The 14,184-nt window shown below is 64.8% G+C and carries 10 protein-coding genes; 7 read left to right on the top strand and 3 right to left on the bottom strand.

Annotated elements, in window-relative coordinates:
* Positions 1 to 15 precede the first annotated feature (15 nt).
* Both rtcA and KA354_01340 read right to left on the bottom strand, forming a co-directional pair.
* Positions 16 to 1,032 carry an RNA 3'-terminal phosphate cyclase gene (gene rtcA / locus KA354_01345; protein ID MBP7933266.1) on the bottom strand — a complete coding sequence of 339 codons (1,017 nt, stop codon included), beginning with the start codon at positions 1,030 to 1,032 and terminating at the stop codon, positions 16 to 18.
* A complete protein-coding gene (locus tag KA354_01340; GenBank protein MBP7933265.1) occupies positions 1,032 to 1,193 on the bottom strand; it encodes an RtcB family protein in 162 nt (53 codons plus the stop codon). Before KA354_01340 ends, rtcA begins: the two co-directional genes overlap by 1 nt.
* A 398-nt stretch (positions 1,194 to 1,591) precedes the next feature.
* Here KA354_01340 and KA354_01335 point away from each other — a divergent pair, with 398 nt between their 5' ends.
* Genes KA354_01335 through KA354_01320 form a run of 4 tightly spaced genes read left to right on the top strand, consistent with a single transcriptional unit; the run spans position 1,592 to position 5,944 of the window.
* Complete coding sequence (locus KA354_01335; GenBank protein ID MBP7933264.1) at positions 1,592 to 2,395, top strand: class I SAM-dependent methyltransferase; 804 nt, start codon at positions 1,592 to 1,594, stop codon at positions 2,393 to 2,395.
* A gap of 59 nt (positions 2,396 to 2,454) precedes the next feature.
* The gene (gene waaC, locus KA354_01330; GenBank protein MBP7933263.1) at positions 2,455 to 3,537 is read left to right on the top strand and encodes a lipopolysaccharide heptosyltransferase I; all 1,083 of its coding nucleotides are present in this window, start codon (positions 2,455 to 2,457) and stop codon (positions 3,535 to 3,537) included.
* 3 nt (positions 3,538 to 3,540) lie between these two features.
* A complete protein-coding gene (locus tag KA354_01325) occupies positions 3,541 to 4,962 on the top strand; it encodes a hypothetical protein (protein MBP7933262.1) in 1,422 nt (473 codons plus the stop codon).
* A 28-nt stretch (positions 4,963 to 4,990) separates the two neighbouring features.
* Complete coding sequence (locus KA354_01320) at positions 4,991 to 5,944, top strand: hypothetical protein (GenBank protein MBP7933261.1); 954 nt, start codon at positions 4,991 to 4,993, stop codon at positions 5,942 to 5,944.
* A 118-nt stretch (positions 5,945 to 6,062) separates the two neighbouring features.
* Here KA354_01320 and KA354_01315 read toward each other — a convergent pair whose 3' ends face one another.
* Positions 6,063 to 7,367, bottom strand: a complete 1,305-nt coding sequence (locus tag KA354_01315; protein MBP7933260.1) for a PhoH family protein — start codon at positions 7,365 to 7,367, stop codon at positions 6,063 to 6,065.
* A 106-nt stretch (positions 7,368 to 7,473) separates the two neighbouring features.
* Here KA354_01315 and KA354_01310 point away from each other — a divergent pair, with 106 nt between their 5' ends.
* The 3 genes from KA354_01310 (at position 7,474) to KA354_01300 (ending at position 14,106) form a co-directional block, all read left to right on the top strand.
* Positions 7,474 to 8,754 (top strand): DNA adenine methylase, encoded by a 1,281-nt coding sequence (locus KA354_01310; GenBank protein ID MBP7933259.1) that lies wholly within the window; start codon positions 7,474 to 7,476, stop codon positions 8,752 to 8,754.
* On the top strand, positions 8,739 to 10,100 hold the full coding sequence (locus KA354_01305) for an L-serine ammonia-lyase (GenBank protein ID MBP7933258.1): 1,362 nt from the start codon (positions 8,739 to 8,741) through the stop codon (positions 10,098 to 10,100). Before KA354_01310 ends, KA354_01305 begins: the two co-directional genes overlap by 16 nt.
* A gap of 178 nt (positions 10,101 to 10,278) precedes the next feature.
* Complete coding sequence (locus KA354_01300; protein ID MBP7933257.1) at positions 10,279 to 14,106, top strand: PQQ-binding-like beta-propeller repeat protein; 3,828 nt, start codon at positions 10,279 to 10,281, stop codon at positions 14,104 to 14,106.
* Positions 14,107 to 14,184: the final 78 nt, after the last annotated feature.

The raw sequence follows: 14,184 nt of genomic DNA, 5'->3' as shown, positions 1-14,184 counted from the left end.
CTGCCTACTACCGGATCAGCCCACGCCGACCTGCCATCGATCGCCGTCCACGTTTTCCACCTGCATCTCGATCCCGAGGAACTGCCTGATCAACGCGACGTGGGTGGTCGAATGCAGCGTCAGGGGCATGGTCATGAACGCCCCCCGGCCGGCAATGGCCAAGGGCAGCATCACCTGATCGGCCAAGTATGGGCCGACCGGCGCCTCCGCCTTCAGGTAGCGCTGGTACGCCTGCAGAGCTTGCGTTGCGACCGCCTCCGCCCTGCGCCGCACCTCCCCGAAGCCGGTGAAAACTTCGCTCACATGCTCGCACTCCACCTCGATCAGGACGACGTTCCCGGGTCCCTGAGCCTTACCCGCGCCCTCGATGGCGTAGTCCGAGGCCGCCCAGCCGGTCCGCCGCCGCAACAGGTCGATCTCCCGCTCGGCGATCGTCTGCGGCAAGTGGGCGATCAGGGCTCTGGCCCGATGGCTTCGAATCACACCCCGTTCGAGCAGCTCGATCCCCTTCAGTCTGGCGGCCGGTTCCACGGCAACCGTGAACCGCCCCCCACCAGCCGGATAGAACCCGAACCGCTCCAGGGTAGCAGTCACCTTCGGCCCCATCCGGTTGACGATCGGCAGGAACGCCTTGGCCAGGAAATCGAACGGCGGCGCGAACGGGTTGTGCGTCCCGCCCTCGAAGGTCAGCGTCGACGGACCCGATGCCGTCAGCAACGCCGGCAAAACGGTCTGCAGCACGAGGGTGGCACTCCCAGCCGTTCCCACCGAAAACGTGTATTCACCCGGCTCGACCCGGCCGGGCCGAAACGTGACCTGGCTCGACCCGATGGCCGCGCCGCTAAGTTCTGCCCCCGAAATCTGCCCAGCCGCCTGAACGGCCGTCAAGTGCTGGCGCATCAAGCCGGGCTTCGACCGGCCCGCCCGGATCCTCTCGATCCTGAACGGCGTGCCGGTCAGCATCGACAACGCCAGCGACGACCGCAGAATCTGGCCGCCGCCTTCACCAGCCGAACCATCAACGGTAAGCATCAATCATCCACCTTGTCCGCGTCCTTGACCACGAACCTGGCCTTCAGCCGTGCCACGTCCATCGCCAAGCCTGCGGCGGTCACGGAGCGCAGCACCTCGTCGAAATCCTTGTACACTGCCGGGGCCTCGTCCTTAGGGTACCGCCGGCAGTTGGTCAAGATGTCTTCTTCATCAAAAAGACCCCGCAATCGCCTTCTGATCCAACTGTGGCAAACTCATCGAGCACATGATGTCCACGCCAACCGGGCCGGGATAGATGTGCGTGGGTGAAACCAGCACACAGCCGATCGGTGCCCGAAGCCGCAGTAAGTATCGGGATTGAGGACCACGTCGGTCACACAAGGCATCTGCCCAAGCTCTGTTCATTCGTGCAACGTCACAACAACGGGACAATGACCCGGATTGGCCCCGAGCATGCTTGGACCGGCCAGCCATGACCTGTATTAACATAACCAATTATGTTACAATAGGTTATATGTTATTGGCCAGCCATGAAGGCCGGAAGACAGGAAACCGTGGGAAGAAGGAAGACCTGGATCCAACCTCCAGGAAGCTAAAGATGGCAAGGAGAGCGCACGTGAATCACGGTGACGTTGGGCGCATCTGGGACGAAAACGCCGCCGCCTGGACGCGGCTCACGCGGATGGGTTGCGACCTGCTGCGGGACTACGTCAATACGCCGGCTTTCCTGGAGGTGCTTCCGGAGGTGGCCGGTCTGCACGGGCTGGACATCGGTTGCGGCGAAGGCTACAACACGCGCCTCGTGGCCGGCAAGGGCGCGCGGATGACGGCGTTCGACATCTCGCGGATCTTCGTTCAGCAGGCTCACGCTTACGAGCGGGACCTGCCCCTCTACATCTCCTACCTTCGGGCCAGCGCGGTCGAACTGCCCTTCGCGGCGGAGAGTTTCGACTTCGCAATGGCAACCATGAGTTTCATGGACATGCCCGAACACGAACGGGTAATGCCCGAGGTGCACCGGGTCCTGAAACCGGGCGGCTTTCTGCAGTTCTCGATCAGTCATCCGTGCTTTGCCACGCCCCGATGGAAGTGGATCCTCGATGAGGAGGGGAACAGGATCGCCATGGAATGCGGCGACTACTTCCAGGAACTACACGGTGAGATGGAGCAATGGATCTTCTCGAACACACCCGAGGAGCTCAAGGCCGAGCTGCCCGAGTTTCGCATCCCGCGTTTCACCCGCACGCTGAGCGCCTGGTTGAATCTGCTGCTGGACGCTGGCTTCGCCATTGAGCGACTGGCCGAGCCTTGCGCCAGCGATGAAGCCCTCGCCCGCCAGCCGGGTCTGGCCGACTCGCGGGTCATCGCCTACACCTTGATCGTCCGGTGCCGCAGAGCGTGATCCACAGGGTCGGTGGGCCGGTCGTGCAAGCCTGGATGCCCCCATTCTTGAGCGGTACAATGACCGCCTTGAGGAACCTGGATCACCACCACTTTCGACGCATCCTGATCATCAAACCGAGCTCGCTCGGCGATGTGATCCATGCGCTGCCCGTGCTCAGCGGACTGAGGAGGCGGTTTCCCGAGGCGAGGATCAGCTGGCTGGTATCAACCTCCTGCATGGGTCTCATCGAGGGCCATCCGGAGCTGGACGAGCTCATCCCGTTCGACCGTCGGCGGTACGGCAAGGTGGGTCGAAGCTGGAAGGCAACCCGGGAGTTCGCCCGTTTCGCCCTGGATCTGCGTGCCCGGCGGTTCGATCTGGTACTCGATCTGCAGGGTCTGTTCCGCAGCGGCTTCTTCGCCTGGATCAGCGGCGCCGGCTTGCGGATGGGCTTCACCTCCACGCGCGAGTTCGGCTGGATCTTCCACACCCACCGCGTGTACGTCCCGCCCCGCGACTTGCACGCCGTGGAGCGCAATCTTCTCTTCGCCCGGCGGCTGGGCCTTGCGGAGGAGCCGGTCCGCTTCACTCTGCCGGTCCAGGAAGAGGCCCGTGCGGCGGTCGCAGCCATGCTTGACCCACATGGCATTCGGAGCGGCCAGGGCTACGCCCTCATCGCCCCGGGCACGCGGTGGGAAACAAAGGTCTGGCCGGTCGAGTATTTCGCCGCGGTCGCCCGGTACGTTCGCTTGAACCACAGCCTGCCGGTCGTTTTGGCCGGGGCACCCGATGAACTGGGCATTGCCGACCGGGTCCAGGAACTCGCCGGCGAGCCGGTGGCCAACCTGGCTGGGCGAACCTCGCTGCAGCAGATGGTCGCCCTGGTTGACAGGGCGGCGGTGGCGATCATGAACGATACCGGCCCGATGCATCTGGCCGTGGCCCTGGGTAGACCGCTGGTGGCCGTCTACGGCCCCACCAACGCCGTCCGAACGGGACCCTATCGCCGGCCGGAGAGCGTCGCCCGACTGGACTTGGAGTGCTCGCCATGTTACCTCAAGCGTCTGAAGGACTGCCCCCACGGGCACAAGTGCCTGAAGGAGTTGGGCCCTGAGACGGTCTGCCGACGAGTATCACAGGCCTTGCGAGGACGCGGCTAAGACGTGGACACCGTCCTGCTCATCCTGACGATGACGATCCTGGCCCCGGTCGCACCGGCGGTCCCACCCACATCCACGTCGGCAGGTCATGGCGTCGTGCTGAAGGCGGGTATCACCGCTCAGGATCCGCAGCGGCGAACGGCCGCGATCGGGCTGGGGCGCGAAGCGGGGGTCAGCGTGGGAGATCCCTTCTGGATCGTGAGCGACTCACGCGTCTACGGCCGGGGCTCGATCTTCCTGATCACAGACACGGCCTGCGTGGGTCGGCTGGCGAGCGATCCGGTCGAAGCTCCCGAGGCCCGAACGGCCCTGATCGTCCGTAGGGGCGGGTTGGCGGCCCTCCGTGATCAGCTGCCCGAGCCCGCAACGCTCCGGGGGCAATTGACTCGCCTTCCGCCCGGCCGGCGGACGGGATGGCTCAACCTCGGTCGGACAAGCGGCTTGCGTGAAGAAGACCCCTTGCTCGTCCGCCGCGAGGGAATCCCGATCGCCCGCGGACGCATCGCCCTGCTGGAGGACGATATCGCTCTGACCACGCTGCAGCCTCTGGTCGGCAACGCCCTGCCTCAACCCGGCGATGGCCTCGAGCTCTGGCCCGCACCCGCTCTTCGACGCAACGGCCAGCTCAACACTGCCGTTCTGGCGGTCCAGGCCCATCGGGAAGGTGCACTGGTCACGCTGGCGGGCACAGCCGAGGATGGGTTGGTTGTCGGCCGGCTCGTCGACCTGTACCGCGGAGGCGAGTATGTCGGGGTGGCCGTCGTCACGGCAATCAGCGAACCACTCAGCGTGGTGCAGATGATCGAATCCGCCAGCCGGCAAGCCCCGGAGGTCGGAGACACGGCCATCGTCCGCCCCAGCCCTGCGCCCCCGCTCAAGCCGCTCCTGGCCGCCGTGTTCCGGGTTGCGCCCGATCAGTACTGCCTGGTGGCGGCCGGCGAGAGCGACGGCGTCGCGGTTGGTGACAAGTTCATCGTCCGGCGCCCGGATCCGAAGGCTCCGAGCCGGCTCCTGGAGATTGCCGAATTGACCGTCAAGACCGTCAAGGTCGAGCATTGCGGGGCGGACGTAAAGCCCCTCGGTGACGGGGAGGGCAAACTCGCGATCTGGGATTTCGCCGAGCGGATAGGGCAACCTGTTCCCCGCTGGCAGGCGATTGGAGCCGTCAGAGAGGTTGACACCCAGGCGCGGACCGCGATCCTGGATACTGACGCCTCATCCGTACTCATCCGGGGGCAGATGGTGCGCTGGCGTCCCGTGGCTCAGGAATCCTCCAAGGGGTCGCCAGGTGGTCAGGCGCCCGGAGCGGCTCTAGTGATCCATCCCATGCTGAACCAGGCGATGCTGCATGTCCCCCCCGGCTGGGGGAAGCCGGAACAGCTGGAACACGCTCGTGTCGAGGTGCCGGCCACCCCGACGAAGTGAGGAATCTCCCCAGGACAGGAGAACAACCATGCGTGCCCATCAGCCCGCCATGATTGCGGGGCTCCTCGCCGCGACAGTCGGCGCCCAGGGCCAGAACCTCGCCTTCAGGTCAACGGAAGCGGGGCAGTTTGTTTTTGACACCGGGGCCTACAGGGGACTGCTCCAGGTCGATGACACGCATCAGGGCATCCTGTCCCTGGTCGATGTGAAGACCGGGGAGGAACTGGCCAAGGGCATCAAGGACTACGGCCTCTTCAACGTCTATCGCCTGCTGGCCTCCAACAAACGATGGGGTGACGCAGGCTGGACCCTTCCCAAGAAGTGCAGACTTATGGCAAACGGCTCCGTTCGAATCGACTGGGCTGCGGCGGACGACAGGCCGTTCGACCTGGCGGCGGCGCTTCAATGGAAGGCACCGGACACACTGGACATGGAGATCGCCGTCACCCCGCGGCAGGATCTGCCCAAGTTCGAGGTGTTCCTGTCGTCCTACGTCAAGGCGGGCATGCGCAGCCTGGTGTACCTCGGAACTGCCCGGCACGGCTCTGGTAAAGCCGCTTTTGTGCCCGGCGATGCGACTCCTCTGACCGTGGGCACGTATCTGTCGTTCCCCCGCAATCTGCATGCCGCCCAGCTGGTCTGCGACGGCCGATGGGAACAGGGCCAGAATCCGGTGCAGTGGTCGATCACCCGCTACCTGGCCGCCCCACTGGCCATGCGACAGGACCCCAAGAGCGGACAGACCCTCCTGTTCATGGCCCGCCCCCAGGACTGCTTTGCCATCGAGACCTCGTACAACATGGACCCTCCCGACGGCGTCGCCGGCCATTACTCAACCTACCTGTCGCTCTTTGGGCAGGACCTGAAGGCGGGAGAGGAGGCGAAGGCTGTCGCCCGGCTGGTTGCGGGAAGAGGAATCTCGCCGGAAACGGCCATGGCCCTGTACCGGCAATTCACCAGCACGGCCACACCGGGCAAGTGACCGTCGGGATGCAGGATCCTTGTTCCGCCACTGTCGGGGGCACGGCGACGACAGGGCTCGCCGATCGTGATCCCGAGCGAGGTACCTGCGCCGGGCGTGCCGCGAACTCGAACGACCGCTACAGCAGATTGGCGGCCAGTTCGGCCAAGGCGCTGCGCTCTCCCTTGTGCAACTCGACGTGGGCGGCGATGGGCTGGCCCTTGAAGCGGTTGACCACGTAGGTGAAGCCGTTGCTGTTGCCATCCACGTAGGGATTGTCGATCTGGTAGGGATCACCGGTGAGGACAATCTTGGAGTCCTGGCCGATGCGTGTGATGACGGTCTTGACCTCCAGCGGGGTGAGGTTCTGGGCCTCGTCGATGACCACGTAGCGGTTGGAGATGCTCCGCCCGCGGATGTAGGTCAGCGGCTGAATCTCGACCATGCCGGAGTTCACCAGGCCGATGGATTCGGTGTAGCCCTTGGCCGGCCCGCCGGCGTCGAGGAGCAGCTCGATGTTGTCGATCACCGGCTTCATCCATGGATCGAGCTTCTGGCCGACGTCACCGGGGAGGAAGCCGATATCGCGACCCATGGGGAAGATGGGCCGGGCGACGAGGATGGCCCGGTAGCGCTTCTGGTGAATGACGGTGTGCATGGCCGCCGCGAGGGCCAGCAGGGTCTTGCCCGTTCCGGCCTTGCCCATCAGGGTAACGAGCTGAATATGGTCATCGAGCAGCGCATCGAGGGCGAAGTACTGCTCCTTGTTGCGGGCCTTGACGCCCCAGACGCCGTCCTTGGTCTCGTGCAAGGCGACGAGGCGCTTGGCCTCGATATCGACCCGGGCAAGAGCGCTGCGCCGGCTGCCGTTCTCCGAGCGGAGCAGGGCGTACTCGTTAGGGGCGAGAGCCTCCATGCCAGGCAGGACGAGCACGCGGGAGTCGGTGAACTCGGTCATTTGCTCGGGGGTGATATTGAACTCGCGGTACCCGCTGTACAGGTCGGAGAGCTGAACCTGATCCGACTCGTAGTCCTCGGCCCGCAGTCCCGCGGCATCTGCCCGGATGCGCAGGTTGATGTCCTTGGTGACAATGATGACCGGCACATCGGGCTCGTCCTGGCGGACCTGCTGGGCCACGCGGAGAACCTCGGTATCGCCGTGGACCTTGTCGTCGGCGAAGATGCGGCTCGGCTCGCAGTAGACCTTGAGGAAGCCGCCGTTCTCAAGAGCGACCCCTTCGGCCAGGCTCCGGTTCGAACGGAGCGAGTCCAGCAGCCGCCCCACCGCCCGGGCGTTGTAGCCACGGTCGGTCATTTCCTTCTTGAACCGGTCGATTTCGCTGATCACCGAGATGGGGATGATGACCGTGTTGTCCGCGAAGGAGAAGATCGCCTTGGGATCGTGAATGAGGATATTGGCATCGAGGATGTAGTTCTTCCGCATAGGCTGCCTAGTATAGCCCGGACGACGGCTTGGACAAGTTGACGTTGCTTGCATCCGAGGTTCCTGTCATCATGTTGAGCGGAGTAACTCGTGGGAGGTCGCCTCGATGCGGTCCGGCGCGGCTGGCAGTGACCTGAGATCTTCTTCGCGCATCCATCATCCGCGCCGCCATTCCGCGGTGCGAACTCGCGAGTACGTGTTCGCTCAGCTCATCCCTTACATCGGCAATAAGCGAAAACTCCTGCACCTGATCCAGCGGGGGATCGAGGCCGCCGGCTGCCGCGGCGGGACCTTCGTCGACCTGTTCGCCGGAAGTACGGTGGTCTCGCGGTTCGCCAAGAAAGCGGGTTTCCGCGTCGTGGCCAACGACTGGGAACCCTATGCCTACGAGATCGCCCGCGGGACGGTGGCGCTCAACCGCCCCCCCCGTTTCCGCCGCCTTGGCGGGCCAGAACGGGTATTTGCGGACCTCAACGCTCTGCCGCCGCTGCACGACTACGTTGCCACCCACCTCTGCCCCCGGGACGACGACAAGCCCGATCCGCTCCGGGAACGCATGTTCTTCACCCGGGCCAACGGCGAGCGGATCGACGCCATTCGCGAACAGGTCGCGACCTGGGAAGCGGAGGGGCTCATCACGCCGGATGAGCGAGCCTACGTCCTGGCGGCGCTCATCTACGCGGTCAGCTACGCGAGCAATACCAGCGGCGTCTTCAAGGGCTTTCACCACGGCTGGGGCGGCAAGACGGCTACCGCCCTGTATCGAATCCGCGGCACACTGGCAATTGAACCTCCGGTGCTATTCGACAACGGGCAGGAGAACCTCGCCCTCCGCGAAAACGCCCAGACACTGGCCGGCCGGCTCGCCGAGGTCATTGGACGGCGGCCGGACATCGCCTATATCGACCCGCCGTACAATCAACATCCCTACGGCAGCAACTACCACGTGCTGACCACAGTCGCCCTGTGGGACAAGCCGCGGCTCAAACCGGGGATCCTGGACGGTGGACGGATACGCAACAAGTCCGCGATTCGCAGGGACTGGCGCGATCAGCGCCGCTCGGCCTACAACTCGGCCAACGAGGCCTTGCCCGCTTTTCGGCAATTGGTGGCAGACCTGGACGCACTTTGGCTGCTGGTCAGCTACAGCACGGATGGTAACATGCCGCTGGAGGAGATGCTGACCGCCCTGGCGGAGCGAGGCACGCTGCAGGTCTTCGCCGAGACGTACAAACGGTACCGGGTCAGCACGCCGCGGATGTCGAAGAGATCGCACAATGTGGAGTTTGTGGTGGTCGTGAACACACGAGGGCGTTCTTCGCGGGGAGCGGTTGACGCTATCGCCGCCGGGATTCGCAGGCAGGAGCACTCATGCAGGCCTCGTTGATCAGCGTGTTCGACATCTTCAAGATCGGCATCGGTCCGTCCAGTTCTCACACCGTGGGACCGATGGTCGCGGCCCGGCGATTCCGCCGATCGCTGGCCGCCGCGATCCCATCGGGCGAGTGCCATCTGCGGGTCGAGTTGTTCGGCAGTCTGGCGGCCACGGGCAGGGGACACCGCACGAACGACGCGATCTGCGCGGGCCTGCTGGGGCTTGACTCGGCGGAGTCGCCGACGGAGCAGATCTGGCGGGCCGCAGCCGGGATCCACGAGCAGGGCGGATTCGACATCGAGGGTCTCCGGGTTGGCTTCGATCCCGGCCGGGACATCCTCTGGAGCAAGTCTCCGCCGAGCGAAAGACGGCTGGCCCACCCCAACACGCTGTGCTTCACGGCCGATCAGAACGGAATCCCCCGGCTGGTCGTGACCGCCCGATCGGTCGGCGGCGGCTTTGTCGAGTATGACGACGTGGAGACGCCGAGCCTTCCAACGGCAGAGACCGTGCCCTACCCTTTCGACAGCGCGACCGAGTTGGTTGGGGTGTGCGCGATCCACGGGATCAATCCGGTCAGAGTGGCCCTGGCCAACGAATCCGCCCGGGGCCTTAACGAAGAGCAGATCCGCGCTCGTCTCACGAGAATCTGGGAAATCATGAACGTGTCGATGGATGAGGGACTCACCACCGAGGGCGTGCTGCCCGGCGGGCTCGACGTCGAGCGGCGAGCACCGCGGCTGTACCGGCAAAGCCGTTCCGACCGGTTGCCCCTCGAAAGGCACGCCGATCTCCGAACCAGCGCTTTTGCCATGGCCGTCGCGGAGCAGAACGCATGCGGGGGGCGGGTGGTCACCGCGCCGACCAACGGATCAGCCGGCGTGCTGCCCGCGGTACTCCGCGAGGTCTGTTACGAGCGCGATCTGGGCATCACCGAGATCCAAAATGGTCTGCTCATCGCCGGCGTGATGGCCGCGATCGTCAAATGCGGAGCGTCAATCAGCGGGGCGGAGGTCGGCTGCCAGGGCGAGATCGGGGTGAGCGCGGCCATGGCCGCCGCCGCTGCGACGGGCATGCTCGGCGGGCACGTTCGCCAGATGGAGGACGCCGCGGAGATCGCCATCGAACACCACCTCGGCCTGACCTGTGACCCGGTCCGCGGCCTGGTCCAGATTCCCTGCATCGAACGTAACGCTATGGGAGCGATCAAGGCCCTCAACGCCGCGGCCATGGCTCTGGCCTCCGACGGCACCCATGTCGTCAGTCTCGACCGGGCCCTGCGGGTCATGAAGCAGACCGGCATGGACCTGCAGGACAAGTACCGAGAGACGGCCACCGGGGGCCTGGCCGTGGGATAGAAACCACCGGCCAACTCGGATATACTGGAACTGTCTCGGAAGGAGTTGCGCCGTCGCCTCGCCGGTGATGGTTCAAGTGGGATACCTGCTTGACAGGGTCTGCGGAGACAGGCTCAAACAACGCCAAGGCTTCACGAAGGATGACTCTGCCCCTGGCAGTATGGTGGGAGAGAAGCGCATGCTCGAAAGAGGACATTCCGGATCCGTCGCCGCCGTTCTCAGCCTCACCGTCCTCTGGCCATCGACGGCCTTGAGCTCAACCTGGCAGATGAAGCAGCGCGACATGCAGCACACCGGCCGGGCGGACTACACCGTGCCCACCGAACGGCTGAACAGCACTTTCTTCGATGCCATCCTCTGGCAGACCCGCGCCCATGGACCGCTCAGCTCCACCTCTATGTCCTTCTTCGATGGAGCGGGCCCGAAGGGGGCGGACATCGTCGTCGCCGGCTACCATTGGCCCAAAGGCGTGCAGGGCATGGACCGGCACACCGGCCAGTTCTTCTGGGCGGCCAATCCCTCCGGCGGCGAGACTATCGGGGTCATCACGCCCGCCTTCTCCAACGACGGCGGGACCATCTACGTGGTCAACGACGCCACCGATGGTGGCGACTTCCCTCAAGGCCACCCGCTCATGGCCTTCTCTCCCATCGCAGGACCGGCGGCCGGCTACTGGCACAACGGCCACGATCCCCATCCGGGACAGCTCAGCATGCTCTCCCCCACTATCGCCCCCGACGGCCGGATCTTCTTGCACTCCTGGGTCGATCGCCCCTACGCCGGGCATGACGACGGCTCGGCCATCAGCACCGTCTGGTCGGCAGCCAGCTGGGCCGACTGCGGCTTGAGCGACCCGTCGCTCTACGACGACGGTAACCAGCTGTGGGTGGTCATCGGCGCTCGATACGGGCAGATCAAGGCCTACGACGGCACCAGCGGCGCAGACCTGTGGGCCACCTCCACGGGCCGAACGGTCGATGCCCCCGTGACTATCGACCCGGCCAACGGCAACATCTACGTCGCCTGCGGCGACAGCAGCGTCTCGGTCGCCGGCCTGGACAAGAACGGTAGCCCCTTGTGGGGGCTGCCGGTCAGTCAGGTCTACCAGTACATCGACTCGGAGAACAACCCTCAGCGAGCGGCCTCCGCCGGCTGCCTCAGCCACGACGGCCATACTTTCTACTTCCAGACCAACAGCAACCAGGGCGACGGCCGGCTCTACGCGATCCACACAGCAACCGGCTCATTGAAGTGGTCCTATCCCACACAGGCCACGGGCTGGGAAGACCACTCGTCCTGCCCCATTGTGACCCAGAACGGCGTGGTCATCGTCGGCAACAACTACGGCAGATCCTACTACGCCATCCTCGACGAGGGCACGCAGGGAACACTCCTGGACACGCTGACCGTGGCCGATGACGGCAACGCCCGAGCCAGCGCCACCGCATCGCCAGACGGCAAACTCTACCTGCCGATGCGGACGATCTGGACGGCCAGCAACGGCGACGGTGAAATCCCCAATCAGCAGATCGAGAACCTCTACGCGGCCCTCGACGTCACCGGCAACCCGCCCGCACCAAAGCTGCCCCCACCCGCCGGCCAGCAGGTTGTCGCTCTGAACCACGCGGTGGCGCTGTCCTGGAAACCGGTCGACGATCCCAACGGTTACTTCGACCACTACGCTATCTATCGCGATACCGCCCCGTTCACATCGATCGAGGGCCGGACGCCGATCACCACGGTAGACGGCCGCACCACCAGCAGCCACACCGACATGACCGCGCTCAATGGCACGGGCTACTACTACGCGGTGACCTCGGTGACCACCGCCGGCGGCGAGTTCAACGACGTCAAGGCCACGGGTCCGCGCACGCCTCGCGACGAAACCGACCTGCAAGTCGTAACCATCACCCGGACACCGCAGTACCCGAGATACTGGCCGGGCTACACCAACTGGCCCGTGACCGAGCCCAGCGGTTTCGGCCCGTACTGGTCAGGGGCCGCCGATCGACTCAAGGATGGCCAGACCGCGGACACGCAGCGCTGGCCCGAGATCGGCGATCCGGTCACCTATACCGCTACCATTCGCAACCGCGGCACCAATCAATGGAGCGGCACACTGACGGGTCAGTGGCTCGTTGACGGCGTTTCGGTCGATGCACCCTCCAGGAACATCACCCTCAGACACGCCGATCTGACCACCTTCGCAATCACTCGCCCATGGGACGGCCAGGCGCACGACATCCGGTTCGCCATCCACGTGTCCGACGCCCGGCCGGCCAACGACAGCCTCACCATCGGCAGCAAGTCGGTCGCGTTCCTGACCTACGCTGACGTCGATTTCGTCGAGCAGTTCCGCGAAGACACGGCCGACTACCCTCAGGCGGCCACCGATGATCTCTTCGATTGGCTCAACCGGCACATGGAGCGGTTCAACGAGATGTTCGCCGAAGCGGGCTGCCCGAAGCGCGTTCATTACGACGTGCTCGAGATGCTCAATGACTCCGATCTCGACCCGGACGACCGCCGAATCTTCTTTGCCATCTTCCCGTTCCGATACTACGTCACCGACAGTCATCCGCGCGGATCGGGTTACTACCACCCCGCCGTCGACATTGACTACGGCCTGCTGCATGAGATGGGCCACCAGCTCGGCCTGGTCGATCTGTACCAGATCGATCTTCCCCCGGAGCGGAACCAGGTATCCGGCCAAGGCTACAGTGCGGTCGCCGGCCTGATGCACGGCTGCTCGCCCTTCCTCAGCAAGCACAGCGCCATGGCCATGACCCACTGGCTGGACAAGGCCCACGGCTACTACGGGCAGTACATGTACGACATGCCGGGCGAAATCCGGCTCCGAGTCCTCGGTTTCGACGGCCGGCCGTTGCCCGGCGCGACAGTCAAGATGTACCAGAAGGTCAACCGCACCGATGTCGGCCAATACATCACCAAGCAGATCAAAGCCCAGGGCGTCACCGATGCCAACGGCGAATGGATACTGCCCAACGTGCCCATCGATCCCAATCTCGTCCCGCCGGCCTACAACGGTGACACACTGCACGACAACCCCTTCGGTTACTTGTCAGTCGTGGCCGAAAACGCCCTCCTCCACTTCCGCGTAGAGTACGAAGGCGGTGTGGACTACGCCTGGCTCGACACCCCGGAGGTCAACATCGCCTATTGGGAGGGCCAGTCCCAGACGGCCGTCTTCGAGCGGAGACTCGGCCTCGGCGGCAAACGACAGACCGTCGCCCCGGCGGACATGACCGAGCTGAACGCCACCGACTGGGCGGCATGGGCTCAGGGGTCGGACAGTGTCAACACTTACGTGGAGGACGACACCGTCCGCCGCGTGGTCGGAGCCGGCTCGGTCAAGTTCGTGACCGACGGCGGGTACGACACCTATCTCCGCTACCCGCGATCAGTCACCGCGATGTGGGATCTCTCCTGCGCTCATACGTTGCGGATGCACGTCTACGCCGAGAACCCGAACTTCTCTTTCCAGGAGTGCAGCCCGTGGATCCGGCTCAAGGACGCGGACAACAACTACTTCGAATACCGCTACTATCGCTGGTACGGCTGCACCGATCTTCTCAATGAGGCCTACAACCGCTGGCAGTATTGGGAGATCCCCCTCGACCCCACGGACACGGAAGGCGACGGCTGGCGGCGAACCGTGGTCGGCACACCCGATCTGAGCCGAATCCAGTACCTGGAGATCCACGCGGATACCTGGGGCGGCGGTTTCACCCTGTGGTTCGACGGCGTGAGTCTCGACGTGCCCGGGCACACTTCGACCGACTTCAACCACGATTGCAGCGTGGACCGCGACGACCTGGCCCCGCTGATCGACTGCCGCCTCGGACCGACCATCGCCCAGACCGATCCGGCCTGCCAGGAAGCCGACCTCGACGGCGATCGAGATGTCGATCAGTCCGACTTCGGACTCTTCCAGCGGTGTCTCAGCGGACCGGGAATCGCCGCCGATCCCCACTGCGCAGACTGAATGCGGGCTGGGCCATCAAGCGGTTCGGCCACTTTCGCAGGGCAATGACTGCCCCTACAATCCTGTCGGCGAACACTT

It is taken from the genome of Phycisphaerae bacterium, assembly GCA_018003015.1.
In the GTDB taxonomy this organism is placed as follows: Bacteria; Planctomycetota; Phycisphaerae; order UBA1845; family PWPN01; genus JAGNEZ01.
The sequence above is the reverse complement of the archived record's forward strand: the minus strand, read 5'-3'. Positions and strand labels throughout refer to the sequence as shown.